This window comes from Pseudomonas sp. Z1-14 (assembly GCF_051132005.1).
Lineage (GTDB): Bacteria > Pseudomonadota > Gammaproteobacteria > Pseudomonadales > Pseudomonadaceae > Aquipseudomonas.
On the sequence record NZ_CP071646.1, the window covers coordinates 41,824 to 59,624 of the forward strand.

Annotated in this window: 12 protein-coding genes; 11 read left to right on the forward strand and 1 reads right to left on the reverse strand. The window is 64.9% G+C overall.

Going from position 1 to position 17,801, the window contains the following annotated elements; all coding sequences use genetic code 11:
• Positions 1-26: 26 nt before the first annotated feature.
• Positions 27-1,052 carry a type VI secretion system protein TssA gene (tssA, locus tag J3P89_RS00200; protein ID WP_434696411.1) on the reverse strand — a complete coding sequence of 342 codons (1,026 nt, stop codon included), beginning with the start codon at positions 1,050-1,052 and terminating at the stop codon, positions 27-29.
• Between the two features lie 404 nt (positions 1,053-1,456).
• Here tssA and tagH point away from each other — a divergent pair, with 404 nt between their 5' ends.
• The 11 genes from tagH to J3P89_RS00255 all read left to right on the forward strand — a co-directional run bounded on the left by tagH (position 1,457) and on the right by J3P89_RS00255 (position 17,735).
• Entirely contained in the window at positions 1,457-2,899 is a 1,443-nt protein-coding gene (gene tagH / locus J3P89_RS00205; protein ID WP_434696412.1) for a type VI secretion system-associated FHA domain protein TagH, read from the forward strand.
• A gap of 68 nt (positions 2,900-2,967) precedes the next feature.
• On the forward strand, positions 2,968-3,474 hold the full coding sequence (tssJ, locus tag J3P89_RS00210; RefSeq protein WP_434627070.1) for a type VI secretion system lipoprotein TssJ: 507 nt from the start codon (positions 2,968-2,970) through the stop codon (positions 3,472-3,474).
• Between the two features lie 15 nt (positions 3,475-3,489).
• On the forward strand, positions 3,490-4,824 hold the full coding sequence (gene tssK, locus J3P89_RS00215) for a type VI secretion system baseplate subunit TssK (RefSeq protein ID WP_434696413.1): 1,335 nt from the start codon (positions 3,490-3,492) through the stop codon (positions 4,822-4,824).
• A 6-nt stretch (positions 4,825-4,830) separates the two neighbouring features.
• A complete protein-coding gene (locus J3P89_RS00220) occupies positions 4,831-6,141 on the forward strand; it encodes a DotU family type VI secretion system protein (protein ID WP_434627072.1) in 1,311 nt (436 codons plus the stop codon).
• Complete coding sequence (tssM, locus tag J3P89_RS00225; protein ID WP_434696414.1) at positions 6,138-9,638, forward strand: type VI secretion system membrane subunit TssM; 3,501 nt, start codon at positions 6,138-6,140, stop codon at positions 9,636-9,638. Before J3P89_RS00220 ends, tssM begins: the two co-directional genes overlap by 4 nt.
• Positions 9,635-10,288 (forward strand): type VI secretion system-associated protein TagF, encoded by a 654-nt coding sequence (tagF, locus tag J3P89_RS00230; RefSeq protein ID WP_434696415.1) that lies wholly within the window; start codon positions 9,635-9,637, stop codon positions 10,286-10,288. Before tssM ends, tagF begins: the two co-directional genes overlap by 4 nt.
• Positions 10,289-11,020 carry a PP2C family protein-serine/threonine phosphatase gene (locus tag J3P89_RS00235; RefSeq protein ID WP_434696416.1) on the forward strand — a complete coding sequence of 244 codons (732 nt, stop codon included), beginning with the start codon at positions 10,289-10,291 and terminating at the stop codon, positions 11,018-11,020.
• Positions 11,017-14,103 carry a protein kinase domain-containing protein gene (locus J3P89_RS00240; RefSeq protein ID WP_434696417.1) on the forward strand — a complete coding sequence of 1,029 codons (3,087 nt, stop codon included), beginning with the start codon at positions 11,017-11,019 and terminating at the stop codon, positions 14,101-14,103. Before J3P89_RS00235 ends, J3P89_RS00240 begins: the two co-directional genes overlap by 4 nt.
• The gene (locus tag J3P89_RS00245) at positions 14,103-14,819 is read left to right on the forward strand and encodes an ABC transporter ATP-binding protein (RefSeq protein ID WP_434698073.1); all 717 of its coding nucleotides are present in this window, start codon (positions 14,103-14,105) and stop codon (positions 14,817-14,819) included. Before J3P89_RS00240 ends, J3P89_RS00245 begins: the two co-directional genes overlap by 1 nt.
• Positions 14,819-16,015: an FtsX-like permease family protein gene (locus tag J3P89_RS00250; RefSeq protein WP_434696419.1), complete on the forward strand. Its 1,197-nt coding sequence runs from the start codon at positions 14,819-14,821 to the stop codon at positions 16,013-16,015. The genes J3P89_RS00245 and J3P89_RS00250 overlap by 1 nt, the downstream gene beginning before the upstream one ends.
• On the forward strand, positions 16,008-17,735 hold the full coding sequence (locus J3P89_RS00255; RefSeq protein WP_434696420.1) for a formylglycine-generating enzyme family protein: 1,728 nt from the start codon (positions 16,008-16,010) through the stop codon (positions 17,733-17,735). Before J3P89_RS00250 ends, J3P89_RS00255 begins: the two co-directional genes overlap by 8 nt.
• The last annotated feature ends 66 nt before the right edge of the window (positions 17,736-17,801 follow it).

A 17,801-nucleotide genomic window follows, 5' to 3' on the forward strand; every position in this document is an offset into this window, starting at 1 on the left:
ACGTGACTGCGTGATCCGCTCGCTTTTTATTCGCTTTCCGGGCCGCGCAGGTTTTCAAATTGACTCATGCCGTCGGGAATCAGGTTGCGTACGATCGCCGCGAAATCGGCGTGCACCAGATTCTTCGCCCGGTTCAACAGCACCGGCAGCGGGCTGGAGGGCTCATGACGGGTGTAGTACGCCAGGATCCGGTCCAGGCTGCGCAGCACATCGTCGCGGTTGTTGATTTCTCCGGCGACGGTACTGCGCGGCGTGCTGGGTGCGCTGGCGTATTCAACCGGCGCGGCGTTGTCGGTTTCGACGGGATCGGCAAGGGCACTGTCGCCGCTCTGCGGGGCGAACTGACCGAGAATTTGCAGGGCCATCTTCAGCGGTTGTTTCAGCGGGCCGAGGTCCACGCCTTGGGCGGAACCGACCTGGTCGCTGACTTGCTGTTCGATGGTTTCGGCGGCGCTGCGGGCTTCCAGCAGGGCGGCACGAATGACTTCCAGCTGCTCGGGATCGCTGTCGAGCAGGGCGCCGGCGAGTTGTTCGGCGCCGAGGCTTTCATCAGGGAAACTTTGCAAGCCGCTGGCGTTGGCGGCGGCGCGCAGGCTGACGTTGCCGAACGTGCGCGAGCGAGCCAGGATGCTTTCGCGCAGCAGGCGGATGGTGACGTCCGACGTCAGGCCGGCGAGGGCATTGATGCGCACGGTGGGGTCGTTGTCATCATCGGCATCCAGGCGCGGGTGCAGGTCGGCCCAGTATTGCTTGAGCAGCTCGTTGATCAGCGTCAATACACGGGCCAGGCCGGGAATGCCTTCCAGGGCCAGGGAGCTTTGCAGCAGGAAATGGGTGATGCGCAGGTCTTTGCTGCGCGCGAGCAGGTCCAGGCTTTGCTGCTGGATGCTGCGCCATTCAGGGGGTTCTGCAGGCAGAATCGAGTCGCCCATGCTGCGCTCGGGCTGGCCTCGGGAGTCGCGTTCCAGGCGCAAGAAATCCGCGTCATATTCCAGGTCTTCACCGCAAGGCGAATTCGCGGAAACGGCGGCGAGCAGCAAAGGCACATCCACTTGGATCGATCTCCCTATCACCCGCTGAAGAAGTCGGGCAGTGCACATGAAAGTTTCGGATGAAACTTCACATGTTCCTTGACCGTAATGGCGCTATAAGTGCGAGATGATCTTAAAGTGCCATCATGTATATTCAAGAAGTTGTGCATTTTTGGTGTAGTACTTATCCCTTGTCAAGGTAAGCTATTTCGCCGATGTGACAGTTGTGAGGTGCTTAACAACCCGCGCGACTGGTAGGTCGAAGCAGGCACCGATGCAGGTTTTTTTGTCACGCAGGCCGGTTAAGATCAGCAATCATGCTGGCAAAACGCCGTTCCGGGTTGTTTGCAAGGTTTTTAGCGCGCAGCCGGGGGCTCAGGTCCATTGTTCCGTCGGCGAAAAGAAGTAATCAGCAAGGAGGCAAGATGCCGCTGTGTTTGACTATCACTAGTTATCACAAGATTACCCCTGGACAGTGTTCTGAAAAGACCCTGAACCAAGGGGTGATGGCAATTGGCCGTAATTCCGATAATGACTGGGTATTGCCCGACCCGGAGCGCCTGGTTTCTGGGCAACATTGCGTTATCCAATACAAGGACGGGCGCTATTATCTGACCGATAACAGCACCAATGGCGTGGAGTTGGTCAAGGCCGGCATTCGCCTGCGCAAAGGCAACAGCGAGCCGCTGCAGGATGGCGAAGTCATTCGCATCGGTGATTACGAGATCCAGGCGCGCGTGGATTTCAGCCTGCCGGTCACCGACAGCAATCCGTTCGCCGAAGCGCCCAGCAGCTTCGAAGCCTTGATGGGGCGCCAGGGTGCCGCCGTGAATACGCCGGCGCCGATACCCGTGGCCACGCCTGCGCATTTCCAGGGTGTGTCGTCCATGGACACGCTGCCGGACCTGTTCGACTTCCTTGCTCCGAGCAGCGTCCCCCCAGCCACCCAGCCCGATCACGTTCCGGCCGAGCAACATGATTTCCGCCCGCCCACGCCGATTCCTCGCCCGAGTCCGCCGTCAGTGGTCCAACCGCTGCCGATGACGCCTGCTCCGGTTATCCCGGATGATTGGGACCTGTTCAGCGACACGCCTGCGCCGGTTGCGCCGATTCCCGTCGCGCCGCTGCCGGAGCCGGTTTCCGTGCCGCCATTGCCTGTGATCGAGCCCGTTCCCGCGCCGCCGATCCCGCAAGTCGTTGCGCCGATCGAGCCCGCGCCACCGCGCGAAGCGCCGGTCAGCCGCGTCGAGCCGACGGCTACCCCAACCGACACCTCTGGCCCCGACCTGCTGCAAGCGTTCCTGCGCGGCGCCGGGCTGGATCAGTTGCGCCTGGACAAAGTCCAGGCTGAGGCGCAGATGGAAAGCATCGGGCGCAGCTATCGATTGATGGTCGAGGGCCTGATCGATGTGCTGCGCGCCCGCAGCAGCCTCAAGGGTGAGTTCCGCATCCAGCAGACAATGATCCAACCGGTGGAAAACAACCCGCTCAAATTTGCCCCGAACGTCGACGAAGCCCTGCTGTTGCTGTTGCGCCACGGCAACCAGGCCTTCATGGCGCCGGACGTGGCGGTGCGCGACAGCTTTGACGATTTACGCGCGCATCAACTGGCGGTGATGGCCGGTGTGGAAGCGGCCATTAAGCATCTGCTGGCGCGTTTCGAGCCGGCCCAGCTGGAAGAGCGCATGGGCAAGCCCGGCGGGTTGTCGGGGATTTTCAGCGGGTCGCGCCAGGCCCAGTACTGGCAGCAATTCACCGAGCTCTACAGCAACATTTCCCGGGAGGCCCAGGAAGACTTCCAGGACCTGTTCGGTCGGGAGTTCAGCCGCGCCTACGAAGAACACAGCACGCGACAGCGACGTCGTTGAGCGGCACCGGGCCAGACAACACTTTTCAAGCACACAACGGATAGCTCAAACGTCATTGAGGACGCAGGATGATTCCCAGGTTTTTACTCGCAGTCGCCACAGCACTTCTGCTGACGGCGTGCGCCAAGGATGCGGCCGCTCCCCAGCCCGAAGAGGCTGAAGCCGACACCGCCGCCGTCGAGTTGCACTTCCACGCCATCGCCGGGCTCAACCCCGGCGCCAGCGGCCAGCCGGCGCCGGTACGGGTGCGCATTTTCGAGTTGAAGAACGCCGCCACCTTCGCCCGCGCCGACTACTTCGCCCTGGCCGAACGGGCGCAGGCGACATTGGGGGCTGACCTGATCGACCAGGACGAAGTGCTGATCCAGCCGGACCAGCAACTGAGCCTGCAACGCGATCTCGACCCGGCCACCCGGCATATCGGAATCCTGGTGGGCTATCGCGAGCTGGACCAGTCGCTGTGGCGCACGGTGATGAATGTCCCGGCGCGCCAATACACCGAATACCAGATCAGCCTCGATGTGCGTGCCGTGCGCAGCGCCGTCGTCGTCCCCCCATCCAGCCCTGCCCAATAAGCAATCGGAGCCCCCATGTCCTGGAACAATCGCGTGGTCTGGTCGGAAGGCATGTTCATTGGAACGCAGCACTTCCAGCAGCATGACCGTTACCTGGAAAACCTCATCGATTCCCGCAGCCGTCCACTGTCGGCAGGCGCCTGGGGTTTTTCCGAATTGCTGACCGATCAGGGCCTGCTGGCCCAGGGCAAGCTGGCGATCATCTCGGCCAAGGGCCTGCTGCCCGACGGCACGCCGTTCAATATTCCCCAGGACGACGTTGCGCCGACGCCGCTGAACATTGACGACAACCTGCGTGACGGCCTGGTGTACCTGGCCCTGCCGCTCAAGCGCGCCGGCGCCCGCGACACCGTGGACGAAGGTGAGCCCTTGGGCGCTGCGCGCTACGTGAGCCAGGTCTGCGAAGTGCGTGATGACAATGCGCCGTTCGAAAACCGCGCACCGGTGGCCGTGGGTTCCCGGGCGCTGCGTTTGCTGACCGCCCAGGATGGCATCGGCGATTACGCCGCGATTGGCGTGGTGCGCATCAAGGAAAAACGCGCCGATCGCGCCCTGGTGCTGGATGAAAATTACATCCCGCCGCTGCTGGACGTAGCGGCTTCGAAGTCACTGGCAGCGTTCCGCAGTGAGCTGCTGGGCCTGCTGCACCAGCGCGGCGAAGCCCTGGCCGGGCGGGTCGTGGCCTCCGGCGCGGGTGGGGCCTCGGAGATTGCCGATTTCATGCTGCTGCAACTGGTCAACCGCGCGCAGCCGTTGATCCAGCACCTGAGTCAGCTGAGTCCGCTGCATCCCGAGCGTTTCTACAGCGAGCTGGTGAGCCTGGCCGGGGAGTTCTCGACCTTTACCGCATCCGGCCGCCGCCCGCAGGAATATCCGCAGTACCAGCACGATGACCTGGTGCTGAGTTTCACGCCGGTGATGCAAGCCTTGCGCGAGGCCCTGTCGATGCTCATCGACAGCAAGGCCACGCCGATTCCGATTGTCGAGAAAGCCTACGGCATCCATGTGGCGATGCTGGCCGACAAGACCCTGCTCGACAGCGCCAGTTTCATTCTCGTGGTGCGCGCCGACGTTCCCGCCGAAACCCTGCGCGGCCGCTTCGGCCAGCAGAGCAAAGTCGGCTCGGTGGAGCACATTCGCGACCTGGTCAACCTGCAACTGCCGGGCATTGGCCTGCTGCCGTTGCCGGTGGCGCCACGCCAACTTCCGTACCACGCCGGATCCACCTATTACGAGCTGGACCGGGGCAGCGATCACTGGCAACAGTTGAGCAACTCCGGCGGCTTTGCGTTCCACATCGCCGGCCAGTTCCCGGGGCTGAACCTGGCTTTCTGGGCGATCCGAGGATAAACCGCGATGAGCAACGACGATCGTACCCAGTTCATGCCGACCCCCGGTGGCCGTGGCGCGGACCCTTTCCGCCCGGACCCGGGGCGTCCGCAACCGGCACCCGCGACGGCGCCGCTGTCGATGCCGGCCGCGCCGCTGTTGACCGGCAAGGCCCAGGGCCTCAACCCGCTGGAGAGCGCCGCCGGCCCGCTGCTGGCCCTGCTGACGCGCTTGCGCAGCACCATCGCCCACCCGGCTCCGGCCAGCTTGCGCGCCCAATTGCTGGCCTACCTGCGCCAGTTCGAAGAGCGCGCCGAAGCCGCCGGCGTGGTGCGCAACGACGTCTTGCTGGCCCGCTACGCCTTGTGCACCGCGCTGGATGAGGCGGTGCTGAGCACGCCTTGGGGCGGCACCAGCGACTGGGGCAAGCAGAGCCTGTTGATCACTGTGCACAACGAAGCCTGGGGCGGCGAGAAAGTCTTCCAGCTGCTGGAGCACTGCCTGCAAAGCCCGCGCGAGCGTCTGTACCTGCTGGAGCTTTTGTACCTGTGCATGTGCCTGGGTTTCGAAGGGCGCTACCGGGTCATGAACGACGGCCGCAGCCAACTGGAAGCGCTGCGCGAACGCACCGCAGCGGTCATCCGCAGCGCCCGTGGCGACTACGAACGCGAGCTGTCGCCGCACTGGCGTGGGGTCACCGTGGCCCGCGATCGCCTGGCGCAGTTCATGCCGCCATGGATCGCCGTGGCCATTGGCATTGCCCTGTTGCTGGCGTTGCTGTTCGGCCTGCGCATGAAGCTGGCCGCCGATGCCGAGCCAGTGTTCAAGAACATTCATTTCCTCGGCGAAATTCCGGTGCAGACCATCGACCGTCCGGTGGTCCAGCCGAAAGTGATCGAACGTCCGCGCCTGGCCGGGTTCCTCGCCGATGAAATCAGGGCCGGCCGGATTGCTGTGGAAGATGCCGTCGACCGCTCGGTAGTGACGATCCGTGGCGATGAACTGTTCGCCTCCGGCAGCGCCAGCATCAAGGATGATTTCCAGCCGCTGATGCTGCGCATCGCCGATGCCGTGCGCAAGGTCAAGGGCCAGGTGCTGGTGACCGGCCACAGCGACAATCGCCCGATCGCCACCTTGCGGTTTCCGTCCAACTGGGCCTTGTCCGAAGCACGGGCCAGGTCGGTGCTGGACATTCTTTCGGCCAAGACCGGCCAGCCCGAGCGCTTCAGCGCCGAAGGCCGCAGCGACACCGAGCCGTTGGCGTCCAACGCCACGACCGAGGGGCGGGCGCGCAATCGTCGGGTTGAAATCACAGTATTGGCGGAGGGGGTCGAGTGAAGGCGTTTTTCAGTTTCATGACCCGTTGGGTCATCCCGTTGCTGGGGCTGATCGCCCTGAGCCTGATCATCTGGTTCGTCGGCCCGCTGCTCGATTGGCTGGTGCCTGAAGGGCGCCGTTGGGCGCTGATCATCCTGGTGTTTGCGGTATGGATCGCCTATCGCCTGTTCCGCATCATCCAGGCCCGCCGGCAGGCCGCCGAAGTCATGCGCAGCCTGGCCGCGCAGACTCCGCCGGACCCGACCAGCATCGCCACCGCCGAAGAGCTCGAAACCTTGCGCCAGCGCATGGACGAGGCCCTGGCCCTGCTCAAGAAAGCCAAGCTGGGCGGTGACGAGCGCCGTAACCTCTACGAGTTGCCGTGGTACGTGATCATCGGCCCACCGGGCTCGGGCAAGACCACCGCACTGGTCAACTCAGGGCTGCATTTCCCGCTGGCGGCGCAATTGGGCGCCGGCGCGGTGCGCGGTGTCGGTGGCACGCGTAACTGCGACTGGTGGTTTACCGACGAGGCGGTGTTGCTCGACACCGCCGGTCGCTACACCACCCAGGACAGCGATGCGACCGTCGACAAGGCCGCGTGGCTGGGCTTCCTCGGCCTGCTGAAAAAACAGCGGGCGCGACGCCCGATCGATGGCGCGTTCATCGCCATCAGCCTTTCGGACCTGCTGTTGGGCAGCGACGCCGAACGTGCCGCCCACGCGGCGGCAATCCGCCTGCGGATCCAGGAGTTGTACACGCAGCTGGGCGTGCGTTTCCCGGTTTACCTGATGCTCACCAAGCTCGACCTGGTGCCGGGGTTCATGGAGTACTTCGACAACCTGAGCAAGGAAGAGCGTGCCCAGGTCTGGGGCATGACTTTCACCCTGGACGATGGCAAGAGCAACGACAGCCCGCTGGCGCACCTGCAAAGCGAATTCGCCCTGCTTGAGCAGCGCCTCAACGACCGCCTGGTCGAGCGCCTGCAACAGGAACGCGACCCGGCGCGGCGCGACCTGATCTACGGCTTCCCGCAGCAGTTCGGGGCGTTGAAGGACTGCCTGCAAAGTTTCCTCGACGGGGTGTTCAAACCCAATGCGTTCGAAGAGCGTGTGTTGCTGCGTGGCGTGTATTTCACCAGCGGCACCCAGGAAGGCAGCCCGATCGATCGCCTGATCGGCTCCATGGCCCAAAGCATGAACCTGGACCGCCAGCACCTGGCGCGCCAGACCGGTACCGGGCGCAGTTACTTCATCGAAAAACTCTTCAGCGCCGTGGCCTTCGCCGAGCGCGGGCTGGTGGGGGTGGACCCGAAAGTCGAGCGCCGGCGCAAGTGGATCGCTCGTGGCGTGCTGGCGTCTACCGTGCTGGTGGTGCTGGTGGTCGGCACGTTGTGGTGGGTCAGCTACCGCGCCAACCAGGCCTACATCGCCCAGGTCGACCAGAAGGTCGCGCCGCTGGGCCAGACCGTGCAGAACCTCAGCCCGGCCCAGCGCGACGTACTCGCGGTATTGCCGCTGCTCAACGCCGTGAAGCATCTGGCCGACGATGCTCCGGACTGGGCCGAAGGCCTGGGCCTGTATCAGGGCGACATGCTCGAAGCCGAGTCCGGTAGCGTCTATCGCAAACTGCTGATCGCGGTGTTTGCGCCGCGCCTGCTGACGCGCATCGAAGAGCAACTGCACGGCGGCGGCAACTCGGACTTCCTTTACGAGGGGCTGAAGGCCTACCTGATGCTCGCGGACAACGAGCATTACGACGCCGATTTCATCAAGGCCTGGATCGCCCTCGATTGGGACCGCAGCCTGCCGCGCGACCTGCCGGCCGAACAGCGTCAGGCTTTGACCGGGCACTTGCAGGCGCTGTTCGAGCGGCGTCCGCCGACCGCGCGCCTGGACCCACGCCTGATCGAGGACCTGCGCCGCCAGCTGCAACAACTGCCGGTGGCCCAGCGCGTCTACGACCGCATCAAACGGCAGAAGCTGCCCGACGGCATCCCCGACTTCCGCATCAACGAAGCCGCCGGGCGTGACGCCGCGCTGGTGTTCAGCCGCAAGAGCGGCAAGCCGTTGGGCGAGCCGCTGAGCGGCTTCTTCACGGTCAAGGGTTACCGTCAGGGCTTTTTGCTCTCCAGCCTGAGCCAGACCGGCACCCTGGCTGAAGAGCAATGGGTGCTGGGCTTTGAGCAGGCCGATCAGCAGAACGTCGCCAGCCTCGCCGCCGATGTGCGGCGCCTGTACTTCCAGGATTACCAGCGCCAGTGGGACGCATTGCTGGCCGACATCGACTTCGTGCCAATCACCAGCGTGGCCCAGGCCGCCGATGTGCTGCGGGTGCTTTCCGGCCCGACTTCGCCGCTGAAAAAGCTGCTGGTGGCGGTGGCGAAGGAAACCGACCTGCAACAGGACGAACGCCTGCTCGCCGCCCAAGGCGTACCGGCGGGCGACGGCGTGGACAAGCTCAAGGAGCGCCTCGGCAGCTTGCTCGGCCAGGAGCAGGCAACGCCAAACGCGCCGCAAACCAGCGATGACCCGATCACCGCGCACTTCGCCGAGCTCAACAGCATCGTCAGCAAGAGCGAAGGCGAACCGGCGGCCATCGACGGCTTGCTGTCCGACATGAACGCCCTGTATGTGCAGGTCAGCGCCATGGTCGGCGCCAGTGGCGACGCCTTGCTCGGCGAAGCGAAGAACCAGGCGTCGGCCGCCGCCACCCGCGTCAGCCTCAACGCCGAACGCCAGCCGCCGCTGGTGCAGGGTCTGGTCAAGTCGGTGGTCAACTCCACCACCAACACCATGATGGGCGGCGTACGCAATCAGTTGAATGCTGCCTGGACCAGCGAAGTGGTGAATATCTACCGCCAATCCCTGGCCGGGCGTTATCCGATGTCCCCGGGCAGCGCGCGGGACGCGACCCTCGATGACTTCGGCCAGTTCTTCGGCGTCGGCGGGGTGATGGACAACTATTTCCGCAAGTACCTGCAACCCTACGTCGATACCTCGGCCCCGACCTGGCGTTGGCAGCCGGGCGCAGCGCAGAAGCTCGGCATCGCTCCGGGTGTGCTGCAAACCTTCCAGCGCGCGGCGACCATTCGCGATGCGTTCTTCCGTTCCGGCGGCACGCAGCCGATGGTGCGCTTCGAGCTCAAGCCGGTGGCGATGGATTCGACCATCACCCAATTCCTGCTCGACCTCGACGGCCAGCAGTTGAGCTACGACCACGGCCCGAGCCGGCCGACCGCCATGCAATGGCCGAACCCGGGCAGCATCGGTGTGGTGCGCATCTCGATCATGCCGCCGTCGTCCAGCGGTCGTTCCGGCATCACCTTGGATGGGCCATGGGCCTGGTTCCGCTTGCTGGAGCAGTCGGACCTGACCGCCGGCAACTCGCCGGATCGCTTCAACCTGCGCCTGCGGGTCGATGGCGCCAGCGCCTCCTACGAGTTGCGGGCCAACAGCGCCTTCAACCCGTTCAAGAGCCGGGTACTCAGTGGCTTCAGCCTGCCGGAGCGGTTATGAGTACAGCGGGGTTCTATGGAAAGTTGGCCAGCCGTGGGGACTTCGTCAGCCGTGGCTTGCCGCAGAGTTTTATCGGCCCGTGGGACTCATGGCTGGCGGCGGGTTTGCTCGCCAGCCAGGCCAGCCTCGGCGAGCGTTGGCTGGATGCCTATCTGGTCAGCCCGCTGTGGCGCTTCATGGTCGCGCCCGGCGTTTGCGGGCCGGACGCTGCGGTTGGCGTGGTGATGCCTAGCATTGACCGGGTCGGGCGGTATTTCCCGCTGACCGTTGCAGCGTTGCTCGACCCGGATGCCGACCCGGCCTCGGTGGTCGGCGGCGCGGACGACTGGTTCGAGCGGGTCGAGAACCTGCTGTTGAGCACACTGAACGTGGAGGCCAGTTTCGAAGCCTTCAACGCGGAGCTGGAAACCCTGGATGGCCCGATGTACCTGCCGCGCACCCCGAGCAGTCGCTTCGCCAGCCTGCATCGCTTCGATGCCACCGATTCGCAGCGGCGAACGAGCGCCCTCGCCGAGTCGGCTTGCGAAGGCGTCAGCCTGTGGTGGGGCCAGGGTTCGGAGCGCATCGCACCCGGTTTGATGCGGTGCCAGGGACTGCCGGCCGCCGCTGATTTTGCGCAATTTTTGCTCGGCCAAGAAGGTGTTGTGTAGATGCGTCCAAGTGCTGGAAAAGCCTTCAAGTCTGCAAGCAAAAGCCATGTCGGCATGGTCCGCCAGGTCAACGAGGACGCCTGTCTGGACCTGCCGGAAAACGGTTTGTGGGTGGTCGCCGACGGCATGGGCGGGCACGCGGCGGGCGACTACGTCAGCAGCCTGATTGTCGACAGCCTGCGTAGCATTGCGGTGGGCCGCTCGCTGGACGAATACATCGCGGCGCTGCAAAGCGACCTGCTGCGGGTCAACGCCGCCGTGCGCGAAGAAACCGCCAACCGTGGCGTGACCATGATGGGCAGCACCGTGGTGGTGCTGGCCACGCGCGACCTGCACGGCATGTGCCTGTGGGCCGGTGACAGCCGCTTGTACCGCTTGCGCGACGGCGTGCTGGAAGGCATCTCGCGCGACCACAGCTACGTCCAGGATCTGCAGGACAGCGGCTTGCTCAGCGAGGCCGAAGCTCGCGTGCATCCGCGGGCCAACATTGTCACCCGCGCCATCGGCGTCGAGGCGCAACTGAACCTGGCGATGACCGAGCTGCTGCTGGTGCCCGGCGACAGCTACCTGCTGTGCAGCGACGGCCTGACCAAGACCGTCGAGGACGAAGAAATCCGAGAAGTATTGAGCCACGACGAGCCCGGCGAAATCGCCAGCAGCCTGGTGTCCCTGGGTCTGATGCGCGGCGCGCCGGACAACATCACCGTGGTCGTTGTGAAGGTGCCGTCATGAGCTTGCCCCTGAATATTGTCATCCCCGGCTACGACATCGATGGCGAGATCGGCGAAGGCGCGATGGCCAGCGTGTACCTGGCGACCCAGCGTTCGCTTGAGCGCAAGGTCGCGTTGAAAGTCATGGCCGCGGCGCTGGCGGCCGACCCGACTTTCTGCGAGCGCTTCTTGCGCGAGGGCAAGACCCTGGCGCGCCTGTCGCACCCGCATACCGTCACCATCCATGACATCGGCAATGTCGGTGAGCTGTATTACATGGCGATGGAATACCTGCCCAACGGCACGCTCAAGGAACGCATCGCCGCGGGCCTGACGCCGGAGCAGGGCCTGACCTACATCCGCCAGATCGCTTCGGCCCTGGGTTACGCCCATGGGCTGGGCCTGGTGCACCGTGACGTCAAGCCGGCCAACATCCTGTTTCGCGCCGATGGCACGGCGGTACTGTCGGACTTCGGCATCGCCAAGTCCCTGGACGATCGCACCCAATTCACCCAGGCCGGTTTCGCGGTTGGCACGCCCAGCTACATGAGCCCTGAGCAAGCCCGTGGGCAAGACATCGACGGCCGAGCCGACCTGTACGCCCTGGGCGTGGTGCTCTACGAGATCCTCGTCGGCAAGCTGCCGTATATCGGCAACGACGCGCTGTCCACGGCCCTGGCCCACCTGACCGAACCGCTGCCGGAGTTGCCGGTGCACCACGGTCGTTACCAGGAAGTGCTGCGCAAACTGCTGGCAAAGGATCCGGCGGAGCGTTTCCCGGATGCGACTGCGTTGCTGCGCGCGTTGGATAACCTGCCAGAGGAATCGTCGGAAGCGACGCTGATCCGGCCGTTGTCGTTTGAACTGCCTGCCGCGCCGCCTCCGGTGGATGACTTGGCCGGCCTGACGCCTATGTCCATCGACATTCCCAGTGGCCCGGCTTACGCACAACCGCAGCCCAAGCCGATCCCGCCGCCGGTAAAACCGACGCCTCAGTCGACGGTGCCGGAGCAGCGCAAGCGGCCGGTGTTCGCCCTGGCCGCCGTTGCGGTCGCCGTGGCGCTGGCCTTGGGCGGCGCAGGTTATTGGTGGTTGGCCGGTGACAATGGCAAAAAAGTGAAGACGCCGGTGGCTACGACCACCTCGGTCAAACCACCGGAAGTGAAGCCACCGAAGGCCCCGGAAGTGCCGGCGGTCAAGCCACCCGTCGCCCCTCCGGCTCAGCCCCCCGTGGCGACCGAGGCCGATGGCGGCCAGCGACCATTGCTGATGGCCGGCAAGAAAACCCTATTTCAGCGTGTGCTCAGCAAGCCGGGGGCGAAACTCGCCGACGCGCCGGGCGCCGCAGCGGGCAAGTCGCTGCCGGCGTTCTCGGTGTTGTATGTGTATCAGCGCAAAGACGTGGATGGCAGCGCCTGGGTGCGGGTCGGCGCGGCCACCGACGGGCGCAGCGACGGCTGGTTGCCCGCCGCCCAGGTCAGCGACTGGAAACAGAGCCTGGTGCTCAAGTTCACCGAACGCTCCGGCCGTGCGCCGGTGATGTTCCTGCGCCAGCCCGGCGAAGTGGAAAAGCTCCTGGCGAACCCTTCGGCCGCGAAAAATGCGTTGCTCAAGGCCCAGCAAAGCCCTCAGGACAACCAGCAAGTGCTGGCCCTGGAACCGGCCGCCAGCGCCGTACCGCAAAACCAGTTCTACCTGTTGCCGATCTTCGATTCGCGTGAAAGCTTCGACGACAACGGCCAGCCGGTGCAGTTGCTGAACGTTGCCTCCATCGACCCCGGCAACACCCAAAAGGCCGCGACCAACACGCCGATCACCTCCGCCAATGCCGACGCGTTCCGTACCGCCGTGGTGCTGGTGGTGGACACCACCGTGTCCATGCAGCCCTATATCGATCAGGTCCGCGACGTGGTGCATCAGTTGCAGACCCGCATCGGCGAACGTGGCGAGTTGGACAGCGTCAGCTTCGGCATGGTCGGTTTCCGCAGCAGCATCAAGAAAACCCCAGGCCTGGAGTACACCGCCAAGACTCTGATCACGCTGGAGCAGGGTCGCGACCCGCAACGCTTCCTGGAGATGGCGCGGCAGGTCAAGGCGTCTACCGTGTCGAGCCATTCGTTCAACGAGGATGCGTTTGCCGGGGTCATGGAAGCCGTGGAAGGCATGGACTGGTCCGGTTACGGCGGGCGCCTGATCCTGCTGGTGACCGATGCCGGTGCCCTGCGCAAGAACGACCCGTTTGCCGCGACGCAGATGAACGAGGCCGAAGTGCGCCAGGCCGCGTTGGGCAAGCAGATCAAGATCTACGCCCTGCACCTGCTCAGCGACGCCGGCAAGAAAACCCACGCCGGCGCCCAGACCCAGTACCGCACCCTGACGGCCGACGCCAATCCACAGATCGGCGACCTGTACATCCCGGTGCCGGGCGCCGACGTGCGCAAGTTCGGCGAGCGGGTCGACGAGATCGGTTCGGTGTTCGCCGATCTCGTGCACCAGGTGCGCAGCAACAAGCCGCAAAGCGTGCCGCTGCTCAGCGCCGCGCCAAGCCTGGCGGACAAGTCGGCGGCGGTCGGTTACGCCATGCACATGGATTTCCTCGGCCGCAAGAGCGCCAGCCAGGCGCCGCAACTGGTCAGCGCCTGGACCGCCGACCGCGACCTGACCAACCCGGCGCTGCCGGCGTTCCAGGTCTGCGTGATGCTGACCAAGCTGCAGCTCAACGACCTGCAGCAATCGCTGAAGCTGATCGTCGACGCGGCCCGCAAGACCCAAAGTTCGCCCAAGGATTTCTTCCAGGAAATCGCCAGTGCCAGCGCCTACATGAGCCGCGACCCGTCGGCCCTGCGCAAGGGCGGCAATCTCGCCACCGGCGGCATCCTCGGCGAGTACCTGGAAGGGCTGCCGTACCGCAGCAAATCGCTGAACATGACCCAGGACCTGTGGCTGTCCTTGAGCGTGGCCGAGCAGGAAGATTTCATCGACGAGCTGGAGTCGAAGATCCGTCTCTACGAAACCTTCCACAACGATCTCGCCAACTGGGTGCGTTTCGGCGATGCCGAGCCGGGCGATGCCTTGTACCGCGTTCCGTTGTCGACGCTGCCGTGATGCTGAACCTGAACGCCGTGCACAAAAGCCGGGGCTCCGGCAGCCAGCGCTACAGCCTGGTGATTCCACGGCTGCAACTGCGTGGCGGTGAACAGCTGGCGGTGGTCGGCCCCAGCGGCTGCGGCAAGAGCACTCTGCTGGACTTGCTCGCGCTGGTGCTGGCGCCGGATCAGGCCGGGCAATTCGATTTCACGCCCGCCAATACACCGCTGGACATCGCCAAACTGTGGCGTGCGTCGCAACAGGACACCTTGGCCGAGCTGCGCAGCCGTCACCTGGGCTATGTTCTGCAAACCGGAGGCCTGCTGGGCTTCCTGGACGTGCGCGGCAACATCGCGTTGTCGCGCAAATTGCTGGGCTTGAAGGATGACGGCAGCGTGACGCGCCTGGCTGGACAACTGGACATCGCCGATCAACTGGACAAGAAACCGACGGACCTGTCCGTGGGTCAGCGCCAGCGGGTCAGTTGCGCCCGCGCTTTGGCCCATGGCCCGCGCCTGCTATTGGCCGATGAGCCGACCGCCGCGCTGGACCCGTTGAACGCCGAGCGCGTCATGCAGTTGCTGGTGACCCAGGCCCGCGAGCAGGGTGTGTGCTGCGTCGTTGCCACCCATGACGAGGCACTGGCCCGCGCCAGCGGCTTGCAGGTGCGACGCATCAGCTGCCGTCGCGACACGGACGGCGGCGTCACCGCCACCCTTGGGGAGGCTTGCTGATGCGCGGCGCGCTGGTGGCTTCCCTGGCCTGGCAGGATTATCGCAACGACGCCTGGCTGTCGGCCTGTTCGGTGCTGGCGCTGGTCGCGGTGGTGGCGCCATTGCTGGTGTTGTTCGGCCTGAAGTTCGGTCTGGTCAGCAGTCTGACCGAGCGCCTGGAACGTGACCCCGCGACCCGGGAAATTATCCCCTTGGGCGGCGGCCGTTTCAGCGCCGGATTCGTCGAACAACTGGGGCAGCGCAACGACGTGGCTTTCGCCTTGCCGCGCACCCGGCAGATCGCGGCCACGGCGGACCTGAGCAACGAGGCTTCGGCGGTCACGGTCGAAATGATTCCCACGGCGCTGGGCGATCCGCTGTTCGATCAACTGCCGGTGCCGCAAGGCCTGGAGCAAGTGGTGCTCAGCCAGACCGCCGCGGAAAAACTCGGCGCCAGGTCTGGCGATTGGTTGCAGGCCAGTTTCGGCCGGCAGGTGGCCGGTCGCAGCGAGGCGCAGCGCACACGGGTGCAGGTGCTGCAGGTGCTGCCGCTGGAAGCCTTCGCCCGGGACGGTCTGTTCGCGCCACTGACATTGCTCGAGGCGGCCGAGGATTACCGTGACGGCCGCGCCGTGCCCGCGTTCGGCTGGCCTGGCGATGCGCTGGGCGACGCTGGGCAGCGGGTTTATCCGGCGTTTCGTTTGTATGCCCGCAGCCTCGGCGATGTCGAGCCGCTGCGTCAGTACTTCGCCGGACAGAACCTGCTGGTGTCGACCCAGGCCCAGACCATCGCACAAGTGCAATCGTTGAGCCGCAACCTGTCGATCGTGTTCTGGATCATCGCCGGATTGGCGCTGGCCGGTGCATTCGCGGCGATTTTTGCCGGTGCCCTGGCGGCCGTCGAGCGCAAGCGCCGGGAGCTGTCGGTGTTGCGCCTGTTGGGTGTGTCCACCGCGGCGCTGTTGTTGTTCGTGGTCTTGCAGGCGCTCTACAGCGCCACGTTTGCGGCCCTGCTGAGTGCTGGCCTGTATGGCCTGGCGCAGTCGGGCCTGAATCATTTATTTGCGCAGATGCCCGGCGAATACGCCAGCCATCTGCTGGTGCGCCATTACACCTTGGCCCTGGTGGCCGTGCTCGGCGTCAGTGCCGTCGCGGCGGCCTGTGGCGGCTGGCGGGTGGCGCGCATCCAGGCGTGTGAAGGAATTCGCGATGTATAAGTTACTGGGCGCCGCCGTGGCGCTGAGCCTGGCCGGTTCAGTCTGGGCTGATGAGGGCACGGACAAACTGGACAACCCCAAGCCATTGCCCGACGACGTCAGCCTGCCGCTGCCGTGCGAGGGGCAGATGGTGTTCCGCTACGTCTACATTCTTGCCCAGGGCACCCTGGACGACCGCGAGATCAGCCTCGGCTACCCGTTCAGCGAAGGCGAGGCGGGCTATCAACAGTCGTTCATTTCCGGCTACCGGCGCGATTTCATCAACGGCCAGTTCACCCTCAAGGACTTGCCCAAGGACTGGAACAAGACCATCACGCCGTTGATGCCCAAGACTGACGCCAAGACGCCGCTCAAGCCGATGTTGTACTTCATCGGCAAATACGAGGTTACCGCCCGCCAGTATGCCCAGGTCATGGCCCAGGCCCAGTCGCTGGCCAGCGGCGAGCCGGCACCGGCCTGCGAGGCGCTGCTGGCCGAGTTGCCCCAGGGCATGGCCGGGCGCTTGCCCAAGGTGAAGCTGTCGAAGTTCGAGGCCGAGCGCTTCTCGGCGGTGTACAGCGCCTGGCTGATGAAATACCACAAGGACCTGTTGCCGGTGAGCGGCCGCGGTACCTCCGCTGAAGACGGTGGGCTGGGCTTCGTGCGCCTGCCCACCGAGGTCGAATGGGAATTCGCCGCCCGTGGTGGACATGCCGTGAGCCGCCAGGACCTGGAAGGACGATTGTTTCCCCGACGCCTGGAAGGCAGCGAAAGCGACGGGCCGTTGGCCGATTGGGCGGTGTTCAACCAGGTCGCCGGTGGCACCGGCCAGGCGGCGCGACTGATGCCCATCGGCACCAAGCTGGCGAACCCGATCGGGTTGTTCGATGTGGTGGGCAACGCCGCCGAGATGGTCCAGGAATCCTTCCAGCTTGTGCATGCCGGCCGCCGTCAGGGCGCCTATGGCGGTTTTGTAGTCAAGGGTGGCAACTACCTGGAAGGCGAGGGCACGTTGTTTACCGGCATGCGCCGCGAGTACCCGTTGTTCGCCGCCGATGGCACCGAACAGAGCAACGAAACCACCGGCTTTCGCGTGGCCGTCGGGGCGTTGTCGGCGCCGCGCTCGCGCTACAAGGAATTGTTCGCCCAATGGCAGAAGGAAGGCCGGCTCGCGTCCCTCACCGATGCCATCGACGATGCCGAAGACCCGACCAAGCGCCTGGACAGCATCATCGCCGCCAGCGCCGACCCGCGCCTGCAAGCCGAGCTCGGGCTGGTCAACGAAGAGCTCAAGCGCAACGTCTCGCTCATCGCCCAGCAGCGCGAGGAAGCGGCGGGCAACCTGATCCAGTCTTCGGCCCTGGTGGCGGAGACCATCAACAACTACAACATTCGCCTGACCAACCTGCAAAACAGCCGGCAGGCGGCCCTGGACGCCAAGGACGAGGCCAGCGCCACGTTGTTTGCCACGGCCATCGACAACGGCCGCAGCGCGCTGGATGGCGCGGTGGCGATCTACATCGACAACCTGGCAACCGGCACGCGCTACACCGATGCCGTGATCCAGGCGCAGTTCCAGCGCATCAAGGAAGAGCTGGAGCGCAAACCGGTACTGGGCAAGAGCCTGGTGGCGCGTGCAACGTTATTCGTTCGTCATGTCGGGGATTATCGTCAGCAGAAACGAGCCGACCCGGCGGCGATATTGAAGGAATTGCTCGCATCGAGCGCTCAGCGGTCTTGAGTGTTCGTTGTCAGCGAGCTTGGAAGGGACTCAGGCGGCGATAGGGCTGTGCTGAGCTGGTCAAAA